The organism is Flaviaestuariibacter amylovorans (genome assembly GCF_039541815.1).
GTDB classification, from domain to species: domain Bacteria; phylum Bacteroidota; class Bacteroidia; order Chitinophagales; family Chitinophagaceae; genus Flavisolibacter; species Flavisolibacter amylovorans.
In genome coordinates this window covers 162,990-183,237 of the sequence record NZ_BAABGY010000009.1, presented here as the reverse complement: position 1 = coordinate 183,237, position 20,248 = coordinate 162,990, and the positions used below count along the sequence as shown (strand labels likewise).

Sequence of the window (20,248 nt, the reverse complement as noted above, 5' to 3'; positions counted from 1 at the left end):
AGTCGAGCGCTTACGTTGTCTGGCGCAGCGCGTCGGCGGCAGGGTCGGGGGCCGGGCGCACCTCGATCTCCTTCATGCTCATCCGGTACTGGATCTCTTTGAGCTCGCGGTAGATGGCGGTGATCTCGGGATGCGACTTCGAATCGGAGGTGGCCTGGTCGAATTGCTTTTTGGTGTGCTCGAAGAGCAGCTTCAGGGTGGGGAGGTCCATACCCTCATACCAGCGGTGGAGGTTCATTGGGGAAGAATGTGGTTAAAAGGTGTCGTGCAATATCCCGAAAAAAGCCAATCCTGCTACTTCTAAATAAAGAAAGTACTGGGAATCACCTAACCAAAGAAGAGCTGTTAAGGCGGAGCGCTGTTTAACAAAAGGCCAACTGGGGAAGGGAATGATTTTCGGACCTATAGAAGCGTCCACAAACACCACCCATGAACACCCAACAGATCGAACAGGAAACCTTAAAGCTGCTTTACCGGCAGGAGCTCAAGAAGCTGTATCAGGCCGTACTGCACGGACGCAGCCAGGAAGCGCTGCGCCCGCAGAAAACACTCGTTACCCACCTGCTGCACTGTCTTGGTGAGCGGCCCTGCAATGCGGCCTTCTGAACACAGCAAAAGTGCGAATGAGAGGCTTACAGGTGGCAGCGCAGAAAAGCCGTTTTTTGATCGCAGGATAATGACGGACGCTATCTGCTGCGCACCTTAGTCGGGCATCGGGAATGAGCTCCGTTCTTTACTGGCGGTCGCCCTCAATGCCGGCAAACAAAGGTGTGCCGGTTCTACTTTCCGATACAGAAAGTAAAAACCCGCTACGGGAGCGGGTTTCATTGTACTTAGGTACAAGGAAGGTACAAAAAGGCCTTTTTTAGCGTTTTTTTGCCTCCTCACCGGGCTAACTATCCTGTATTCTGAGATCGTTACATTTCTGTCCGAAGAGGCATGTCATCCCAGGTCTGATCGAGAAGATGCCGGCCCGCTTTTTTCTTATTACGTCCACCCCATTGCTTAAAGAAGAACTTCACGTCCGCTGCCTGGCACTGGTCCAGTATGTCCAGTACCCAGTCCTCTTTCATCGGGCGCGCTTTGTGGCCAGACTCCCCGCCGACGATCACCCAGTCGATTCCTGTCAGGTTCATTTTCGGCAATGGCCCGATCAACGGCTCACATGACAGGAACTTCACACGGGCAGCAGTGCGCCGAAGATGGTCGATGCGGTGCATCACTTTCTGGTTTTCAACAGACACCCCCATCCATATGTTATGTCCCCAGCGCAACTCCGAACTGTACTCCAGCAGTAGATCGCTGCGCTTGGTAAGGACCTGGAAGACGTGTTGCGGGTTATCATTCATGACGTCGAACACCTGTTTGATAAACGCCAGTGGTATCTCTGCATGAAACAAGTCGCTCATCGAATTCACGAACACTGTTTTCGGTGAACGCCACGTATACGGGAGGTTGAGGGCGTCGGGGTGCATGCGGACCTCGAAAGCGTCTTTGTATTTTTCAACCCCCATTGCCTGCAACCGACTCGACATTACCTCTGCGTAGCAAAACTTACAGCCAGCAGAGATCTTATCGCAGCCCGTCGTGGGATTCCACGTAGCATCGGTCCATTCGATACTTGTTTGTGCCATATTAGGTCAATTTGCAACTACACAGCTGCGGTCTTTGCCTTTGCCAGCACATATTTCTGCGGGCGCGGGTTCTTATAAACGTTGTCGTATGTTACCAGTGGCGATGTCCCCTCGTAATCAAGCCGCTTCGCGGCCTTTAATTCCTTCGCCACCTCCGCTGCATGTGCGGGGATATGTCCTTCCTCATACGCAAACTCCAGAAGGCCGAAGTTATCAGTAATCTCACCAGCAAGCAGTTTGGCTTTTACATTTTCTTTGAACTTCTGGATCTTGGTCAACGGCTGCACATCGAACAGTGTCGTCTGGACTTTCTTCGCATCGCCGTCGATGTCGTAGTCGGCTTCCCCGTTCACGACGTTTCGCTTCCAAGAAATAGCCAGGAACTTGTCGACGGCCCGTGGGTGCGTGGCACCAAAGATGATCCCGAAGACGTTTTCCCCACGCTTTCCCTTCTTCAGCGAGAACGGGTAAAGGCGCAGAGGCGATTTGGGCGGAATACGCCGACGAAGCTGTTCGATCACGCCGCGGTGTACACTACTATATGTGCCCTTCTTCAACTCATCGACATCGAATCCGAGCTGCTGGAACTCAGGGGTTTCACCAAGCCGCCAGATGTACGACGAAGACGCGAAGTAAAGGAAATCAGTCTCACGTTGCTTCTCAAGCTCCAGGAAGTATTGGTCAGCCAAGAACTTGACCCCGTTCTGGTCCATGTACACCAAGGAAGGGTGCTCATTCATTTCTGACAACAGCCGCGGGAAAAGATTGCCGCAATCCTCGTTATGGTAGTGGATTACAGTCGCCCGACGCAGATCCTTATTCTGGTCGAGGAACTCTTCGCACGCTTGTTTCAGCGCCTCGAACTTGCGCTGTTGCGATTTAGTAGGCTCAAACTCGTTCAGGTGAACATGAACCTTAATCCCTTTGGGCAGGATCTCATGAAGCTGCTCTCGGATCGTCTGAAGGGTTCGTATCGGACTACCTGGCGTTCCCTCTTTGTCATACCCAGTCCCAGCAAAAAAGTCGAAGACGCAGACCTTGGGCCTATTGCGCATTACAAAAGTCGGGAGCCATGCTTTTGCGTAGTCCTGGAAGATCTCCAGCTTCGCGATTGTTCCCTGGTCAAAAGGTTTCTCGTGAAGGTCTTTTACTGCCATATGCGTTAGAATTGGTTTAGAAAGGCATGGCGTCGACCTACTTACGCTGATCGTACCACATCTCAATATACGAACTCCTTCGGCTTGTTCAGCTCACAAAGACCAAAATGAAGTGACTCTCTAAATGTTGCATTTTACGCCTCCAAGTCTGATCGCTGAATGCGAACGGCGTTAAGAATCGCCAGAAGCGCAACACCTACGTCCGCGATCACAGCCTCCCAAAGGTTCGCCGCACCACCTGTGGCCAGTGTGAGTACCGCAACCTTCACCAGCATAGCGATACCGATGTTCTGCCAGACGATTCGTTTTGTGATCCGCCCTGCTTTGATAGCCGCAGGGATCTTTGAAGGCTGGTCGTTCTGGATCACGATGTCGGCGGCCTCCACCGTTGCGTCAGATCCCAACCCACCCATTGCTATTCCAGCATCCGCAAGTGCAACCACTGGTGCGTCGTTCACACCGTCTCCGACGAAAGCCACGCGTTTACCAGCATCCTTCAGCTCCTGGACCTTCTCAACCTTCCCTTCTGGCAGGAGATCTCCATCAGCCTGCGTGATCCCCAGCTCATAAGCCACCTTATCAACTACTGCCTGCTTATCGCCAGACAGCATTACTGTGCCGATACCGAGCCGTTGAAGCTCTTTGATGGCAGCGTGTGCGTCCTCCTTCACCTCGTCGGCGATGGTAATGTACCCTGCGTACTGTCCATTTACGGCAACGGCAACCAAGGTGTCCGCGACCATTTCAACTTCCGTAGGGTACCCGACACTGAACTTGCGGAGCAGTTTGAGGTTTCCTGCCAGCAGCTGCTTCCCCTCGAACACACCTCGGAGACCGTGGCCCGCAATCTCTTCGACCTGCTCTGCCTTCTCGCCAGCTGCGCCACCTGCGTGAGCAACTATGGCCAAGGCCACTGGGTGTGTTGAATTGCGTTCCAACGCAGCTGCAACACGCACCAGCTCCCCAGCGGAAAGGCTGACTGGAACCACTTGGTGCACTTTGAATACGCCCTTCGTAAGGGTTCCCGTTTTGTCCATGACCACCACATCAATCTTCGTCATTACGTCCAGGTAATTACCGCCTTTGAACAAAATACCATTTCGAGACCCCAGACCGATCCCGCCGAAATAAGCCAGCGGAATGCTTACCACCAGCCCGCAGGGGCAGCTCACCACCAGGAACACCAGTGCGCGATAGAACCAGGTATAAAAATCGTATTCGTCCACGACGAAATAAGGAACCAGGCACAGGGCCAGCGCGAGAAAGAAGACGATCGGCGTGTACACCTTCGCGAAACGGGAGATGAACAATTGAGTCTGCGACTTGCGTGCTGTGGCGTCCTGCACCATATCCAGTATGCGGCTCAACTTGCTGTCTGCAAACCGCGCAGTGACCTTGATTTGCACAGGCGTGTTCAGGTTGATCATCCCCGCCAGCACCTGGTCACCGCGGTACTTCGTATCGGGTTTACTCTCGCCTGTAAGGGCCGCAGTATTGAATGATCCGCTCTCCGTCTGTAGATCCCCGTCCAGTGCCACCTTCTCACCTGGTCGCACCACAATGGTTTCCCCGACCCCTACGTCAGCTCCAGGGACCTCCACGTCGCCTTCCTGACGGGCAACTATAACGGTGTCGGGCCGCACATCCAACAATGCCTTAATACTGCGTTTTGCACGGTTTACGGCTGCATCCTGGAACCATTCGCCGATCTGGTAAAACACCATTACGGCCACGCCCTCTTCGAACTCGTTGATGGCAAAAGCTCCGATGGTGGCGACGCTCATTAGGACAAACTCGTTGAAGATGTCGCCGCGACTTGCTTTTCGCCAGGCGAGCTTCAGTACCCCTCTGCCAGCAAGCAGATAAGCAATAGCGTTTACGATCAGCGAAGCTACCTGCGGCAACTGAATGTCGAAACCGTATTCCAGGGTGAGAAGTACCGCCAGGATGAAAAGGGCCAGCAGCAAGTCCCAGTGAGCTTTCCAGCCTGGCACCTCCGCCCCGTGATCATGACCGTCATCATGCTGATGGCCTATTACTTTTGCTATTGGAGCCGTTCTCCCTACCGTAGATTCGTTCTGTTCCATTGTTTTATTGTTTCTGCACCACCTATTAGTCACAATTAGTCCACTGATACCTGGCACCCGCCATTCTGCCTGCCGTAACTTCGGTTACAGAAACCTCGGTACACGTTCCCGATATTCCTGGTAGGAGTGACCGTACTGGCCTTCCAGGAACGGCTCTTCCAGCCTTGCCTGGATCTGGATTAGAAGCCAGCCGCTGATCAGCACTGCCGCGGTAAGTGCGTTGGGAGTGATAAGGAACAATCCCAACAGTGTTACCTGCATACCGAGGAAGATTGGGTTCCGCGAGCGGGCGAACAACCCCTGGGTGACCAGAGCGCCTGGATCTTTCTCATCGATGCCGATCCGCCAGGAGTTCCCCATCTGCCACTGTGCCACCAGGGTCCAACCCAGCGAGATCAGGCAAAGTCCGACACCGATCCACCGTACAAAAGGCTGTTCCAGGTAGTGGGCTGGCAAGAGATAGTTGTAGCTCTCGGAACCAGAAGCAAAAAGGCCCAGCGTCCCTGCAACAAGCGCCAGGAGCACTTTAAAGCTGGTCCCGATGAAGTCATGCGCAGTATCGGCGCCGCCGAACGTGACGGGGTTCTTCCCTGTCTTTCGGTAAACCCGCAGGCTCGGCCAGACAAAGGCTGCCGCGAAGTAGGCTATAAAGAAAAGAGGGGCGAAATACCGAAGCGTGATCGTGTCCATATCCGTTGCTTTTGTTGTCACAAAGCTATTTCGTAGGCCCGTGCAACTGAATTGCATTGTTTTGGGAGCAGGCGTCGCATAGCCCCTTTGCGATCAATGTCAGTTCCTGCAACGCGAAATGATCTGGCACTGTCACCTCTGGCACTTTGTGGCGCGGGAGGCAAATCGTCCGCTGGCACCCATAGCAGTAGAAGTGCAGGTGCAAGTCATAGTGATCACCCGCACGGCAGCCCTCGGCACAAAGCGCATATCGGGTGGCCTCCGTACCGTCCTCAATGGAGTGGATCAGTCCCTTCTCTTCAAATGTCTTCAGGGTTCGGTAGAGCGTTGTGCGGTCCGCATGATTGAAATACCGCTCCAGATCCACCAGGCTTTGAGCGGAAGTCTGATCCAGGAAGAACTCGAAGACCAGCAGACGCATCGCCGTTGGAGCGATGCCTTTGTCCTTCAGGCGCTGCTCCAGCTCCAGAGCCGTGTGGTGCTTGTTAGTGCTCATGGCCGCCCGTATTTGTCATTTTCGCCAGAACGAAGAACGCTCCCTTCGTGATGATCTGTGCGCCAGGCGGAATTGCCTTCACGGGCTTTATCTCTGTGTAGCCTACATCTGATGCACCCTTGATCACCTGAACCCGCTCAAAGCTCACTCCAGGCGCCTCAGCATGACCCTCCTCTTCCTTGTGTTCCTCCTCCCCAGCATGCGCCTTCTCCCCCTCATGATGCTCTACGGGGGCGGCAGCGGCAGTCTTTACGAAGATGTAGTCGAGGCCACCGTGCGTAACGATGGCATCCGAAGGGACCGAGGGCAAAACGGCTGTACCGATGCTGATCAGCGCCGTAATATTCATTCCCTCAATGAGACCCGCTTTATCGCCGCTTACCACAGCATGTACGGGGATGGTCTTGGAGGCGGAAGCAAACGCGGTACCGATAGAGTAGATCTTAGCGTCGTACTCCTTTCCTGGGTTGTTGGTGAGCGTAAAGTGGATCACCTGGTTGTCGTGGAGCCTCGGAAGATCCTTTTCGTAGACGAACAAGTCCAGGTGCAGCTGGGAATTATTGACGATCTCCGCAATAGGTGTCGATGCATCCACGTTCGATCCGATCTGGGCTTGCACCGTGCTTACGGTACCACTGATCGGGGCCTCTACACGCAGAGTCGAAGTCAGCGCACCGCCAGCAGAAACACCCAACGTCGCCAACTGTTTTTGCACCCCAGCACGCTCGGCCCGCAGGGTTTTGAGTCGGGTCCGCACCAGTTGCAGGTTTTTCAGGGGCGCGGCCTGGCCCTCCACCAACTCCTGCTGCCTTCGTTCCTCGATCTCTGACATGCTGATCTCCGCATTGACGGTGATCAGCGATTGTTGCAGCTGCACGATCTCAGGGTTGACAATGGTAGCAATGGTTTGGCCCTTCCGCACGTAGTTACCTGGCTGAATCGTCAGCGTGCGGACTACGCCGCTGTAAAGTGCGGTCACGAACGCTTTGTTCTGGTTTGGGACTGTGAGCATGCCATTGGCACTGATGGATGTCGTGAGGTTCTTCATTTCGATGGCGCCGAGCTGGATTGCGGCTGTCTTCATCTGCGCCTCTGTGAGGGAGACGACGTTGGAGGGCGCCTCGTCATGGTGCTCTTCCGCTTCTTTGGCGGGTTCAGCCTGTTTACCCCCACAGCTGGCGAAAAAGCCAGCAATCAGTATTACGAACAAATGTGTTTTCATATCGATCAACGATTTAGATAATAGTTTACTTGAATGGCTGCCTGGTTGTAACCGTTTAGCATGTCGAGATAAGCCTTCTGCATGTCGATGGCCTGGGTCAGGTACTGCGACAGGTCATTGAAATTGATCTCACCGCCACGGTAGGCCAGATTCGCCGCCTTGATGATCGCTTCCGCCTGCGCCAACCCCGACTCTTCGTAGAACCGTAGCAGTTCCTGGTCTTTCCGTAGCTGCTGCAAAGCCTGGTTGTAGGCGGTTGCAAGAGCAAGTCGGTCATATCCCAACACGGACTCCTGATACTGCCGTTCAAGCTGTGCTGCGCGCACCTTACTTCGATAAGCCCCCCTCCCGAAGATGGGGATGCCAACCGTTACCGAAAACCCAGAAAAAGGATTCGATACGCCGTAGAGGCGCTGCGAGAAGAAGCGGCTCTCAAAGCTCGGTTTGTTGCTTTGACGCTGCACGTTCAGCTCTGCCTCGGCGATGTTGATGTTCTGGGTCTGCACCTGTAAAGACGGATGTGCGGCCAGGGAATCGACCAGGGCTGGCAGCGACACCTTTTCCAGTGGTGTCAGCGGTGGCAGGTAGGAAGTTGGTGTGTTCAGGACGCGCTTCAGGGCCTCCTGGCTCGCCTGGATGTCCCGCTGGAGCAATCCGAGCTGAACGCTGATCTCACGCGCCCGCGCTGAAGCCGACAGCGAGTCCAGACCCGCGCTCTCCCCTGTCCTGACGCGTAGTGAGGCTGCGCGTGCGAAAGACGTGTAGAGGCTATCCAATCGCCGCCACAGCTCCTGCTTGCTTTGCAGGTACCAGATCTGGTAGTACGCCGCTTGCAGATCACGGCGGATCTCCAGCTCACGCACCCGCCGTGCAGCTTCTACGGCCCCAACTTGCTGCTGCAAAAGGTTTCGCTGCGCCTTGTACAAGCCTGGCCAGTCCAGGTTCTGGGAAACCCCGATTTTCAGAATCCCCTTTCGGTCTTCAGGGTTGATGTCTTCATTCTCCGCAAAGATGCCCGTGCGCGGGATGGCATACCCAGACCCCGCCAATGCCCTGGAGCGCTCGATCTGCAAGTCGGATGAACGCAGTTGCAGGTTGTTCCGCAGGGCCGTATCATAAGCCTGCTTAAAGGTGATTCGTGTGTCCTGGGCAAAGAGTGTCGGGGACGTGAGCAGGGCAAACAGCAATACGGCCACCTTGGGGACCTTGCCGCCACCCGTCGGCCTGGACTTCGAAAAAATGATATAAAGCAACGGGAGTACAAAAAGGGTGAGCAGGGTCGCAGTGACCAGCCCACCGATAACCACGGAAGCCAGCGGTCTTTGGACCTCCGCACCAGCGCCAGACGAAAGCGCCATCGGAAGGAATCCCAGGGAGGCCACCGTGGCCGTCATCAGCACGGGGCGCAAGCGGATCTTCGTTCCTTCGATCACACGGGCCAGCACATTGGTCATTCCGTCCTTCTCAAGCTGGTTGAAGGTTCCGATCAGCACGATGCCGTTCAGTACGGCCACGCCGAACAGCGCTATAAAGCCTACCCCAGCTGATATGCTGAAGGGCATTCCCCGCAGCACCAGCGCGAATACGCCGCCGATTGCTGCCATCGGAATCGCAGTAAAAATCAGCGCGGCTTGCTTGAGCGAGTGGAAGGTGAAATAGAGCAGGGCGAAAATCAGGAGCAGAGCAACAGGCACTGCAATCTGCAAGCGAGCCGAGGCTTGCTCCAGGTTTTCGAATGTGCCGCCATAGGTCAGGTAGTAGCCAGTAGGAAGGATGTTGCTTCGATTGAGCTTTCCCTGGATGTCCTGCACGACAGATTGCACATCACGCCCTTCCACATTAAAGCCGACCACAACACGACGCTTGGCGTCCTCGCGGCTGATCTGCGCAGGTCCCTCCTTGAATGAAACGGTAGCTACCTGGCTCAGCGGGATCTGTGCGCCCGTTGGGGTCGGAATGAAAAGGTTAGCGACATCCTCGATGGAGTTGCGGTGAATGCTGTCCAGGCGGACCACCAAGTCGAACTTACGCTCGTTTTCAAATACGACCCCTGCGGTACCACCCGCAAAAGCGGTACTGACGACTCGGTTTACCTCTGCGATGTTGAGGCCGTAGCTGGCGATGCGTCGGCGGTCGTATTCCACCGTGATCTGCGGCAGGCCAGCGGTCCGTTCAATCTGCGGCTCCGTGGCTCCTTCCACCGAGTTGATCACATTGGCAATACGTGGCGCCAGCGACGCCAGGGTATCGATGTTCTCCCCGAATATCTTAATGGCCACGTCCTGCCGCACCCCAGTCATCAGCTCGTTGAAGCGCATCTGGATCGGCTGGTTCACCTCAAAAAAGACACCTGGGATGTCCTCCAATTTCTCTTCCATCAATTTACCGAGTTCGTCGTAGTCTTTCGTGGTTTTCCACTCATCGATGTCCTTCAGCACGATAATCAGGTCGGAGGCTTCGGGTGGCATGGGATCGGTAGGAACTTCGGCGCTTCCCGTCTTACCAACGACGTCCTTCACCTCAGGGAAGGAACGGATGATCCTGGACGCCTGCATGGAAGTCTCGATACTTTGTGAGAGGGAGGAACCCTGCGGGAGAATGCAGTGAAAAGCATAGTCCCCTTCCTGGAGCTGCGGAATGAACTCACCACCGAGCCTGGAGAACACCAGGATCGTTAATGCCATCACGGCTACGGAAACGCCCACGATCAGGTACTTCATTCGGATCGCCCACCGAAGTGCAGGCGTATACAGGCGCTGGAAAAATTCCATCATGCGGTCGGCGAGGTTCCGCTTGTGTCCGAGCGTTTTGGGTAAAAACAGCGCGCACATCATGGGGATATAGGTCAGGGACAGCAGCAAGGCCCCTAAGATGGCAAATGCGACGGTTTGGGCCATCGGGCGAAACATCTTACCCTCAATGCCAACGAGCGTCAAAATGGGGATATAAACGATCAGGATGATGATCTCCCCGAATGCGGCACTGGTGCGGATCTTAGAGGCGGACTCATACACTTCTTCATCCATCTGGCCTTGCGTTAGCCGACCGACACCTTTGCGCAGCGCCAGGTGGTGCATGGTGGCTTCCACGATGATCACGGCGCCGTCTACGATCAGCCCGAAGTCGATTGCCCCCAGGCTCATGAGGTTGGCCGAGACGCCGAAGATGTTCATCAAACCGAGCGCGAAGAGCAGGGCCAGCGGAATTGCGGAAGCGACGATCAATCCCGCCCGCAGGTTACCGAGGAAAAGCACCAGCACAAAAATGACGATCAGCGCACCCTCAATCAGATTTCGCTTAACAGTGGACATGGCCCGATTGACCAAGGAAGTGCGATCCAGGAAAGACTCGATCTCCACGTCGGCTGGAAGGGACTTTTTGATGGTCTCCAGCCGCTCCTTCACGCGGGCCACTACTTCAGCACTGTTGTTACCCTTTAGCATCATGACGATACCTCCAACAACTTCGTGCTCTCCGTTGTGGGACATAGCGCCATAGCGAACTGCATTGCCGAACCGCACGTTGGCCACATCCCCAATCAGTACAGGTACGCCGCTGGTGTTCTTTACGACGATGCGTGCGACGTCTTCCAACGAGGTGATCAGCCCAACCCCGCGTATGAAATAGGCGTTGGGCTTACGGTCAATATAAGCGCCCCCTGTGTTTTCGTTGTTTTGCTCCAGGGCCTGGTACACTTCGGCGATGCTCACGTCCAAGGCTTTGAGACGGTTGGGGTCAATCGCGACCTCATATTGCTTCAGCATCCCCCCAAAGCTGTTGACTTCGGCCACCCCTGCTGTGCCATAAAGCTGCCGCGCCACGATCCAGTCCTGCATCGTGCGCAGGTCCATCGGGGTGTACTTGTCCTCGCTACCCTTTTTGGGGTGGATCATGTACTGGAAGATCTCCCCCAAGCCTGTGCTCACGGGTGCCAGCTCAGGACTACCCATCCCTTCTGGAATCTGTTCCTCGGCCTCCTTGAGCTTTTCGTTGATCAGCTGGCGGGCGAAGTAGACGTCGACCTTGTCTTCAAAGACAACCGTAATCACGGACAGCCCGAAGCGAGAGATGGAGCGGATCTCCACCAGGTCAGGAATGTTGGCCAGGGCCTGTTCGATGGGGTAGGTCACGAACTGTTCTACCTCCTGGCTGGCAAGGGTCGGCGCGGTAGTGATCACCTGCACCTGGTTGTTAGTGATGTCGGGGACGGCGTCGATGGCGAGCCTGGATGCACTCCAAAGTCCCCAGACCACAAGTAAAAGAGTAAATAAGCCTACGGCAAGTTTGTGCCGTATGCTGAACAGAATGATCTTGTCAAGCATAGAAAATTAGCCTTTCAATGGGAAAATGAAAGCGATCCCGTTGGTATACGGGCACACGGAGTCAAACGGAACTATCCCAATTGAGGAGGCTGCCAGACAGGTAGCGATCTGTCGAGGATTGCCGCTGGAGGATGCGGGAATCGGCTGGCTGGTGGAAGTACTGGATGGTAGGCGATTGCCGCCGTAGCATGGTTCAGGAAAAATCCAGCGCAGCAAGTGCATTGGCAGAACGGAGAACAGTTGTCCTCTGGTTCGTCGTTCTGATGGTCACCACTGGTCTTCACCAGGGAATGAGAAGGATCTTGCTTTCCAGTGATGTCGCTGTCAGCGCAGGGCATCATGCTCAGCGCCAGAACGAGGACGGCCATTAGAAAAGCAAAAATTCTCATCGGTCGCAAAGGTAGCAGACAAGAATAGCAAAAAGCAAAACAAAATTGAACCTCCGTTGCAGACGACCTCTTTGATTTTGCTCCTCCTCGATGTGTATCTCCTTAATTTTATTCGGTAGAGTAGGAAATTTAATTCACTCCTTCGGCTGAGCATTTTCCCACAAGAGTATTACATTCTATAAATTGTTGTATCCCAGCACGTCGCACTAAATTCGATCGCTGTCGATCAATAATTTTACTTTTGCTGTTGCTATGAGTGCTGGACTGAACATTAATGCAAACATGATGACCTGGGCGGTAGACCGGGCTGGCTTCGATTTGCAGGAGTTCATTGGCAAGTACCCTAAACTGGAGCATTGGCTCAACGGCACAAAGCAGCCGACTCTGAAGCAGTTGGAGGAATTTTCTAAGAAAGTCTACTTACCGTTTGGCTACCTCCTCCTGCCGGAGCCGCCGAAAGAAGCCCTTCCAATGCCATTTTTCCGAACAAACAGGAAGGCAACCCAGAAAGTAAGCATCAATGTGTATGACACGGTGCTTATGATTCAGCAGCGCCAAGAATGGCTTAGCGACTATCTGCAAGAAAACGATTTTGAACCAGTGCCGTTCGTGGGACGCTTCACAGCTGACGCAGACGTACAGTTGGTGGTCGACGATATACGGCAAACCCTTGGCTTAGCGAGAAACTGGGCGTCCTATTGCAGCAACTGGCAGAATGCTCTTGATCGCCTCACGCAACGAATCGAGGGGGCTGGCGTAAACGTTTCCTTCAATGGCGTGGTCGGCAACAGTACAAACCGAGCAATCAGCGTCGACGAATGTCGAGGGTTTGTCTTAGTTGACAAGTATGCACCCTTCATGTTCGTTAACAATGCAGATAGCAAAGCCGCACAATTGTTTACAATTGCGCATGAAGTTGCGCACGTATGGCTTGGTGAAAGTGCTGGATTTGACATGATGAGACTTCAGCCGGCGGACGACCCGACAGAGAGCTTTTGCAATGCAGTTGCGGCAGAACTCCTTGTCCCAACTGACCTCTTTAACGAAGTTTGGGATGGAGATCATGGCTTTGCCCGATATGCCCGTTTTTTCAAGGTGAGCGAGCTGGTGATCGCCCGACGTGCTCTTGACACTGGGAAGATCAGCAGACAGCGTTTTTTTGCATTCTACAAAGAATACATACTGCGCGAGTTCACCAAAAAGAAGGAGCAAGACAGTGGGGGCAACTTCTATGCGACTACCAAGAAGCGGATAGGCTTGCTTTTCGCTACGCATGTGAATCAAGCCGTTAAGAGCGGCAGTTTATTTTACAGAGACGCGTATCGGCTTACGGGGTTGAAAGGTGACACATTCCAAACATTTTTCACTCAACATCTGTAGCCCAGCCAATGGTATACGTTCTTGATACAAACTTTTTCATCGAAGCTCATCAGAGATCATATCCGTTTGACGTTGCAACCAGCTTCTGGAGCAAAGTCGGCGAACTCGCGGCACGAGGCGCCGTTTGCAGCATAGACAAGGTGAAAAACGAAATTTACCGACAAGACGACCCCTTGAAGCATTGGTGCAGCGGTAGCCTCGCAAATACCTTCTTTTGCGATACGTCTCCACACCTGGGCCATTATGGCACCGTGATCGGCTGGGCAAGTTCTCGAAGCGATCATTTCACCGCTGCGGCGTTGCATGAATTTCTTGATGCCGATGAGGCAGACGCATGGCTCGTGGCTTATGCGCTTTCCAACCCAGGAGGCTTAAAAGTGGTCACCCACGAAACTCCCGATCCAAACTGCAAAAAGCGCGTAAAGCTCCCAGATGCATGCCAAGTGCATGGAGTGCAGATCTGCAATCCAATTGGAATGCTCCGGGAGCTTGGTGAGACTTTTTGAAAAATCAATCTACTAAACTGTCAGCCTTTTTGGAAGAAAGATACTTTTCAAGGGACCGCTTACCGAACCGCTTGAAAACAACGGGTGTCACAATAATATCCAACAGAGTCGAACTGACCAAGCCTCCGAGGATCACCGTCGCCACCGGGTAGAGGATCTCTTTACCGGGAGCCGTCGCATCCAAGGTAAGTGGGATTAGGGCCAGTGCAGCTACCAGCGCTGTCATCAGCACCGGTACCAGGCGCTCCTGCGAACCCCGGATGATCATAGGGTCGCCGAACCGCTCCCCTTCGTGCTCCACCAGGTGAATGTAGTGGGAGATCATCATGATGCCGTTGCGGGACGCAATGCCGGTAAGCGTGATGAACCCGACCAAGGTAGCGATTGAGAACACTCCACCGGTGAGCAGTACGGCGATCACGCTTCCGATCAAAGCCAAGGGTATGTTCAGCATGATCTGCGCCGCGATCTGCCAGGATTTGAAGTGGCTGTATAGCACCAGGAAGATGCCCGCGAATGAGAAGAGGCTTAGGAGCAGGATCAGCCGGGATGCAGCCTGCTGACTTTCAAACTGCCCTCCCCACTCAATAAAGTACCCCTGCGGCAGCTTGATGGACTTCTGTACGGTGCCTCGCATTTCTGCTACAGTACTTCCCAGATCACGTCCCTGGACGTTAGCAGAAACGACGATCCTACGCTGGGTGTTTTCATGGTTCACCACGTTAATGCTGTTCTCCAGGTCAACCGTTGCGATCTGGCTTAAAGGGATAAGTGCACCGCCAACGGTTGCGATCGGTGTATTTCGCACCTGGTCGAGGTCCATACGCACAGAGTCCTGAACACGTACCACCAGGTCGAAAGACTGCTGTCCCTCGATGATCTGGCCGGCAACACGGCCGTTGTAGAAGGTTTCCAGCTCATTAGCCACCTCACCCACCCGCAGCCCGTACTGCTGAATCCGGGTCCGATCGATTCGGATCATTAGCTGGGGGATCATGACCTGGTTCTCCACCTGGGCATCGACAACGCCCTCCACACCAGAAATGGTGTTTCGGACGGCGCCTGCCGTTGAACGCAGGGCAGTCAGGTCATTACCGAAGATCTTGATGGCCACCTGTGCCCGTACTCCAGACAGGAGGTGATCCAGGCGGTGCGAGATAGGCTGACCGATATTCACGCTTACCCCCTTCAGGACGTCCAGGTTGTGGCGGATGTCCTCCAGGATCGCCTCCCGGCTCCGACCACCTTCCTGGTCAGTGAGCGCTACGTCGATCTCAGAATAGCTCGGTGGCTCTGCGTGCTCGTCCAGCTCAGCGCGGCCCGTGCGGCGGGATGTAAGCGCAACACCCTCCACCTTCAGGATCTGCTTCTCGGCAATGGTGCCGATCTTATTCGACTCCTCCAGCGATGTACCTGCAGGAGCCACCACGGTCACGGTAAAACTGCCTTCATTGAAAGCTGGTAGAAACTCTGTACCAAAGAAGGGCACCAGCACGAACGACAGGACAATCAGTGCCACCGAGCCTCCGATCACCAGTCCGGTTCGCTTCAGGCTCCAGTGCAACAGTTTCAGATCCTGCTTCTTTAACCAGCGGACCAGTGGGCTATCGTGCTCATCATCTTTGGTTGTTTGAAGGGATAGGCTATCGACTGCCATTTGGCTGCTGTCCACGGCGGCTGCGTCCGGGTCCTTCCGACGTTTCCAGAACTTCAGGTTTACGTGTGCCAGGTGGCTGCGGCGGTTCAGGAAATAGCTACAGAGCGCTGGCGTCAGCGTCAGCGACACAAACAGAGAAGCAACAATGGAAGTGATGTACGCAATACCCAAGGGCGCGAAAATGCGTCCTTCGATCCCTTGGAGGTAGAAGAGTGGGATGAATACCAGAACCACAATAATGGTGGCGTACACAATCGAGTTACGGACCTCGCTGCTGGCCTCGTAAATAACCTTGATCAGGGGCCGCTGCTGCTCCTGCGGCAGGGTCCAGTTCTCCTTCAGGCGGCGGTATACGTTCTCCACGTCCACGATCGCGTCATCGACAAGCTCGCCGATGGCGATGGCCAGGCCACCCAGGGTGAGGGTGTTGATGGAGATCCCGAAGATCTTGAATACGATCGCCGTGATGATCAGCGACAATGGGATCGCCGTAAGTGTGATGATCGTCGTGCGGAAGTTCAGGAGGAAGAGGAAAAGGATGATGATGACCAGGATAAAGCCATCCCGGAGCGCATGCTCCACGTTGGTGATGGAGTTGACGATGAAGTTCTTCTGTTGGAACACGTCGGTATGGATCTTCACGTCCTTAGGCAGCGTCGTTTGCATCTCCGCTACTGCTTCCAAAACATCATCCGTTAGCGTCACGGTGCTGGCCGTAGGTTGTTTTTCCACGCTCAGGATCACGGCAGGCTTCCCGTTGAACGATCCGTCACCGCGTTTCAACCCGCCTCCTAAGCGTACCTCAGCCACCTGCGATAGTGTCACTATGGTTCCGTTCTGACCTTTAACGACCGTGTTGGCAATATCCCGAATGTCCGTCGTACGTGCAATGTTGCGGATCAGAACCTCGGAACCGGCGTTGTTTATAAAGCCGCCAGTAGTGTTCTGGTTAGCCAGCTGCAGCGCATCATCTACGTTTTCGATCGTAACACCGAATTGGCGCATCTTCTGCGGGGAAACCAGCACCTGGTACTGCATACGCTCTCCACCAATCGGGATTACTTGGGAAACACCTTTCACGCTCATCAACCGCCGGCGTAACGTGAAGTCAGCAATCGTGCGCAAGTCCATCGGCGACGTAGTGTCGCTGGTTACGGCCAACAGCATAATCTGTCCCATGATCGACGAGATGGGTCCAAGCTGTGGGGTGATCCCTTCCGGCATCTCCACCGTCTGTAGCTTCTCTGAAACCAGTTGGCGTGCACGGTAGATGTCCGTCTCCCAGTCAAATTCTACGAAGACCATCCCCAACCCTGGGGAGGCTACAGAGCGCACGGCCTCTACGCCTGGCGCACCGTTGAGTGCGGTCTCTACGGGAAGGTTAGCCTGCGCTTCCACCTCCTCAGGAGCCATTCCACCTGCTTCAAGGAAGATCGTTACCCTGGGTCGGTTTAGGTTGGGAAGAACGTCGACGGGTAGGTTCATGAGTGTGATCACGCCATATACCATGATCAGGGCACTGAATGCCACTACGAACAGCCTGTTCCGCAGGGAAAATTGTATGAGCCTATTGAGCATAAAAGTGAATTAAAGCAGGCCGCCGAAGCCCGTCCGACCAGCAGCCGGGCGGGCGACCTGCCCGGATCTTAGTGGTTGTGGCCGTCGCCGGCGCCATGGCCAGCAGGTGCTGCGGCCTGGCCGCTGCCTTTTTGAACAAGCCAGGTGAAATCAATAGTATGGATCTTGCCATCTGCATTGAACTGTACCCAGCCCCGGTAGGTGCCTGGTTTGTCGATGGTGGTATGCAGGTCGAACTTGCCATCCGTCACTTCAGGGTGCACATGCAGGTACTCCTTCTCATTTATGGAGATTAATACGAAGTGCGCCTTTGCACCGAGGTAGTTATCAAGCGTGTTGGCGTCGATCTCCTTGCCATCTTTTTTGATCACACCAGCGATATGCAGTGGTGTGCCGGTGACCAGCTTCCCGCCTTCCGGGCGCAGTTCGAAGGTGTAGGCTCCAGAGGTGCCGACGAGCTTTTCGGTTGTAAATGACTTCGCTGCCGGTGCGGCTCCCGGCACATCGATGTCGATCTTATCTACGACGTGTGACCCGCCAGACGGTTTGTAATCGGCGAACGCTTTATACTTGCCGGGCGTAGGAAAACGAGCAGGAACCGTGTACGCGCCTGTTGACGTGTACTCAGGATGAATGTGATCGAACCAGGAAAGGTCATCGCTGACCAGAATCAGGTGGATCTTCTTCTCATGTTCCACGTCAAGCGCTACCTGGTCACCTTCGGACGCCTTCTTTTTTGGAGTAAGTGAAAGCTGAACATCCTTTCCTGGTGCAATGGTGGAGGGGTTTGTGGCAAACTGCATGAAGTAGGTGCCGCTGGCGTCCGGCGCTGCGTCACTATGTTCCAGCTTCATACCACATTTTGGACAGGTGTCTCCTTCTTTTCCGACGACTTCCGGGTGCATGGGACATGCATATCGGTGCTCATGCGACTGCTCCATTTTTGATGTCGCGGTACTGTCCTTGGTGTTCGAGGAGGTGGCTCCGTCATTGTTGCAGGCCGCTAAGAGAAAAAGCAGGCCAGCCGATGCGAGGGTTGTTTTGAAATACATAATGGTTGCTTTGTTTTATTCTTAGATATGGTTGCTTGGTCGAGATTGGACTACCTATCCTTTCTTTTTCGTTTCTGCGCGTGTTAGGTTCATGTTACATACTGGGCACCTCCCGTCCGTCGTATACGATTTCTCCCCTTCGCATTTCATCGGACACTGGTAGGCCACAGCAATTTTCTTGACTTTCGCCAGGGCCATTCTGCATTCCGGACACTTTCCGGCTTTCGCATAGGTTTTCTCGCCCTCACACTTCATCGGGCATTGGTATGCAGCGGCAGGAACGTGCTTCTTGGTTTTCGACCTGGTTTTCGATTTCTGCGCATATGCGCCAGTGCTGAGGGTAAGCGCCATCAGTGCGGCCAATAAAAATCTAATTGTTCTCATTATTGATGGTTTTTGGTGTGTTTTGTTACTGTCCTAAATAGATCATCTTCATTTGATAGACATTACCGGTAACGACGCGCTCACCGGCCTCAACGCCTTTAGCAACAGCTGTATACAATTGGTTGCTTTCTCCTTTCTGGATGAAGGAGACTGAGTACTGCTCCGCATGGTCCTTGATGAACACAGCTGGCTTGCCGCCTATGTCGACTACTGCCGCTGTGGGGACAACCAGCTGGGACAATCGCTCCGAACCGTACTGCAGCACGCGCACGTTCTCGCCGATGCGGAATCTGCCGGCAGGCTGCACCATCTCAAAAATGACGCGCTGAGACTGGTTCTCAGCACTTACGGCCTGCGCTGTGGACACCAGGCGTAATGCGAAGGCAGTTGTATCCTGCCCCGCGAATGCCTGAAAACGTCCGCTGCGGGTAGCGGCATTCAGGTCGGCGGCGTAAAGCTGTGTTTCCACGTAGAGGCGGTCGAGGTTCGTGATCTCGAAAAGAGTTTCGCCCGAATTGACAACGGCGCCAATCGCATAATTAAAGGTTCCCACGACACCACTGATCGGCGCTGTCAGGGATATGGTCTTCGTGTTACCCAGATTGCCCCCGACGTTGGCATTAAACAAGCGTAGGTTCTGGACAGCTGACTCGTAGCGGGCACGGGCCTCGGTAACGTCTTTCTTAGCTGCGATGTCCGCGATGCTCTGGAGGCGATCATATTGCACTTTTGCAGCTTTTGCTTCTGCGTTAAGCGTGTTACGCTGTGAGATGATATTGATCTGTGTGCCGGCATCTACTTGCTGTTCCACCAGCGCCAGCACCTGCCCCTTGGAGACCGATTGCCCAGGTGTTACGCGAAGGGCGACGATCTTACCGGTCTGTGGGGTTTGGATCACCGCTCGGCCTTGTGGCGCTGCCGTCACAGTGCCGACGATCTCCGAGGTCTTATAAAACGAGCCAGGGCCAACCTTTTCGGTCAGAATATCAAACAGGAATTGGGATTCCTTTTCGACCATGAACGTGTTGGAAATGCCCCCGCCGGAAGCGCCGCCTGCCCCATGATCCTCGCCGTCGTGTGCGTAGCCAGGATTGACTACGGCTGTCGGCACCAGTAACCCGATGGTGAGTACCGCAACGGCCACCCTTCGGTTGCGGCGACGCATTAGTGCAAACATCAGCAACAGGCCAGCGAGCACACCTGCTGTCCCGATCAGCCATGGGTTGTCATACCAATGGCTGTGCGCTTCGGTCGCTGGCGCTTCCAGCTTCTTTCCGACTTCAACCTTGGCTACCTGCAGAAAATCTGGCCCCAAGGCACTATTGATGTTGACCTGCAGGTCATAGATCTTGTTGGCAGGAAAGACACCAGATACCTGGTAGGTACCTGTGTCCACGCGGGAGATCTGGAGCTGTATGCCTGGCTGACCGACAACTTTCATAGTGATCGTAGCAGAGTCAAGTGCGCGGTTGGTCTTTGCGTTGGAAAGAAAGAGCTGGAATGTCGACTTCTGGCCGCTCTGCAGTTCGCCGTACTTGACGAGCACTTCGTACTTATCCGAAAGCGCTTCGGCGCTGAAGTATTTTGTACCCGTGTTTCCTTTGGCTTTACCAGCACTATGATCCTCGCCATCATGGGCAAATGAAGTCAACCCGAAAACGATCAGTACCAAGAGTGTGATTAGCTGTTTCATG

At 54.3% G+C, this 20,248-nt stretch carries 16 protein-coding genes; 3 read left to right on the top strand and 13 right to left on the bottom strand.

Translation table 11 applies throughout. The annotated features are described in order from the left end of the window. Window positions 1-10: 10 nt before the first annotated feature. On the bottom strand, window positions 11-238 hold the full coding sequence (locus tag ABD937_RS16140) for a hypothetical protein (RefSeq protein ID WP_345256802.1): 228 nt from the start codon (window positions 236-238) through the stop codon (window positions 11-13). A gap of 191 nt (window positions 239-429) precedes the next feature. On the opposite strand from ABD937_RS16140, the gene ABD937_RS16135 reads away from it, so the two are divergent. Further along, a complete protein-coding gene (locus tag ABD937_RS16135; RefSeq protein WP_345256801.1) occupies window positions 430-606 on the top strand; it encodes a hypothetical protein in 177 nt (58 codons plus the stop codon). A 311-nt stretch (window positions 607-917) separates the two neighbouring features. Here the strand turns inward: ABD937_RS16135 and ABD937_RS16130 are convergent, their stop codons facing one another. The 8 genes from ABD937_RS16130 to ABD937_RS23915 all read right to left on the bottom strand — a co-directional run bounded on the left by ABD937_RS16130 (window position 918) and on the right by ABD937_RS23915 (window position 11,997). Further along, window positions 918-1,634, bottom strand: coding sequence for a DUF5131 family protein (locus ABD937_RS16130; RefSeq protein WP_345256800.1), 717 nt, complete (start codon window positions 1,632-1,634; stop codon window positions 918-920). A gap of 17 nt (window positions 1,635-1,651) precedes the next feature. Beyond that, window positions 1,652-2,791: a three-Cys-motif partner protein TcmP gene (gene tcmP, locus ABD937_RS16125; RefSeq protein WP_345256799.1), complete on the bottom strand. Its 1,140-nt coding sequence runs from the start codon at window positions 2,789-2,791 to the stop codon at window positions 1,652-1,654. 134 nt (window positions 2,792-2,925) lie between these two features. Further along, entirely contained in the window at window positions 2,926-4,878 is a 1,953-nt protein-coding gene (locus ABD937_RS16120) for a heavy metal translocating P-type ATPase (RefSeq protein ID WP_345256798.1), read from the bottom strand. Window positions 4,879-4,962: 84 nt separating this feature from the next. Then, the gene (locus tag ABD937_RS16115; protein WP_345256797.1) at window positions 4,963-5,568 is read right to left on the bottom strand and encodes a methyltransferase family protein; all 606 of its coding nucleotides are present in this window, start codon (window positions 5,566-5,568) and stop codon (window positions 4,963-4,965) included. A 25-nt stretch (window positions 5,569-5,593) separates the two neighbouring features. Beyond that, window positions 5,594-6,064, bottom strand: coding sequence for a Fur family transcriptional regulator (locus ABD937_RS16110; RefSeq protein ID WP_345256796.1), 471 nt, complete (start codon window positions 6,062-6,064; stop codon window positions 5,594-5,596). Continuing rightward, a complete protein-coding gene (locus ABD937_RS16105) occupies window positions 6,054-7,286 on the bottom strand; it encodes an efflux RND transporter periplasmic adaptor subunit (protein ID WP_345256795.1) in 1,233 nt (410 codons plus the stop codon). The genes ABD937_RS16110 and ABD937_RS16105 overlap by 11 nt, the downstream gene beginning before the upstream one ends. A gap of 5 nt (window positions 7,287-7,291) precedes the next feature. After that, window positions 7,292-11,608 (bottom strand): CusA/CzcA family heavy metal efflux RND transporter, encoded by a 4,317-nt coding sequence (locus ABD937_RS16100; RefSeq protein WP_345256794.1) that lies wholly within the window; start codon window positions 11,606-11,608, stop codon window positions 7,292-7,294. 71 nt (window positions 11,609-11,679) lie between these two features. Next, on the bottom strand, window positions 11,680-11,997 hold the full coding sequence (locus tag ABD937_RS23915) for a DUF6660 family protein (RefSeq protein ID WP_425185811.1): 318 nt from the start codon (window positions 11,995-11,997) through the stop codon (window positions 11,680-11,682). 252 nt (window positions 11,998-12,249) lie between these two features. On the opposite strand from ABD937_RS23915, the gene ABD937_RS16095 reads away from it, so the two are divergent. Continuing rightward, on the top strand, window positions 12,250-13,377 hold the full coding sequence (locus tag ABD937_RS16095; protein ID WP_345256793.1) for an ImmA/IrrE family metallo-endopeptidase: 1,128 nt from the start codon (window positions 12,250-12,252) through the stop codon (window positions 13,375-13,377). An 8-nt stretch (window positions 13,378-13,385) separates the two neighbouring features. Further along, window positions 13,386-13,883 (top strand): DUF4411 family protein, encoded by a 498-nt coding sequence (locus ABD937_RS16090; RefSeq protein WP_345256792.1) that lies wholly within the window; start codon window positions 13,386-13,388, stop codon window positions 13,881-13,883. Window positions 13,884-13,887: 4 nt separating this feature from the next. Here ABD937_RS16090 and ABD937_RS16085 read toward each other — a convergent pair whose 3' ends face one another. From ABD937_RS16085 to ABD937_RS16075, 4 genes are all read right to left on the bottom strand, one after another. Then, complete coding sequence (locus ABD937_RS16085) at window positions 13,888-17,118, bottom strand: efflux RND transporter permease subunit (protein WP_345256791.1); 3,231 nt, start codon at window positions 17,116-17,118, stop codon at window positions 13,888-13,890. A 68-nt stretch (window positions 17,119-17,186) separates the two neighbouring features. After that, window positions 17,187-18,170, bottom strand: coding sequence for a heavy metal-binding domain-containing protein (locus ABD937_RS16080; RefSeq protein WP_345256790.1), 984 nt, complete (start codon window positions 18,168-18,170; stop codon window positions 17,187-17,189). 54 nt (window positions 18,171-18,224) lie between these two features. Beyond that, complete coding sequence (locus tag ABD937_RS23910) at window positions 18,225-18,425, bottom strand: heavy metal-binding domain-containing protein (RefSeq protein WP_425185812.1); 201 nt, start codon at window positions 18,423-18,425, stop codon at window positions 18,225-18,227. A 154-nt stretch (window positions 18,426-18,579) separates the two neighbouring features. Next, window positions 18,580-20,247, bottom strand: coding sequence for an efflux RND transporter periplasmic adaptor subunit (locus ABD937_RS16075; protein WP_345256789.1), 1,668 nt, complete (start codon window positions 20,245-20,247; stop codon window positions 18,580-18,582). Window position 20,248: the final 1 nt, after the last annotated feature.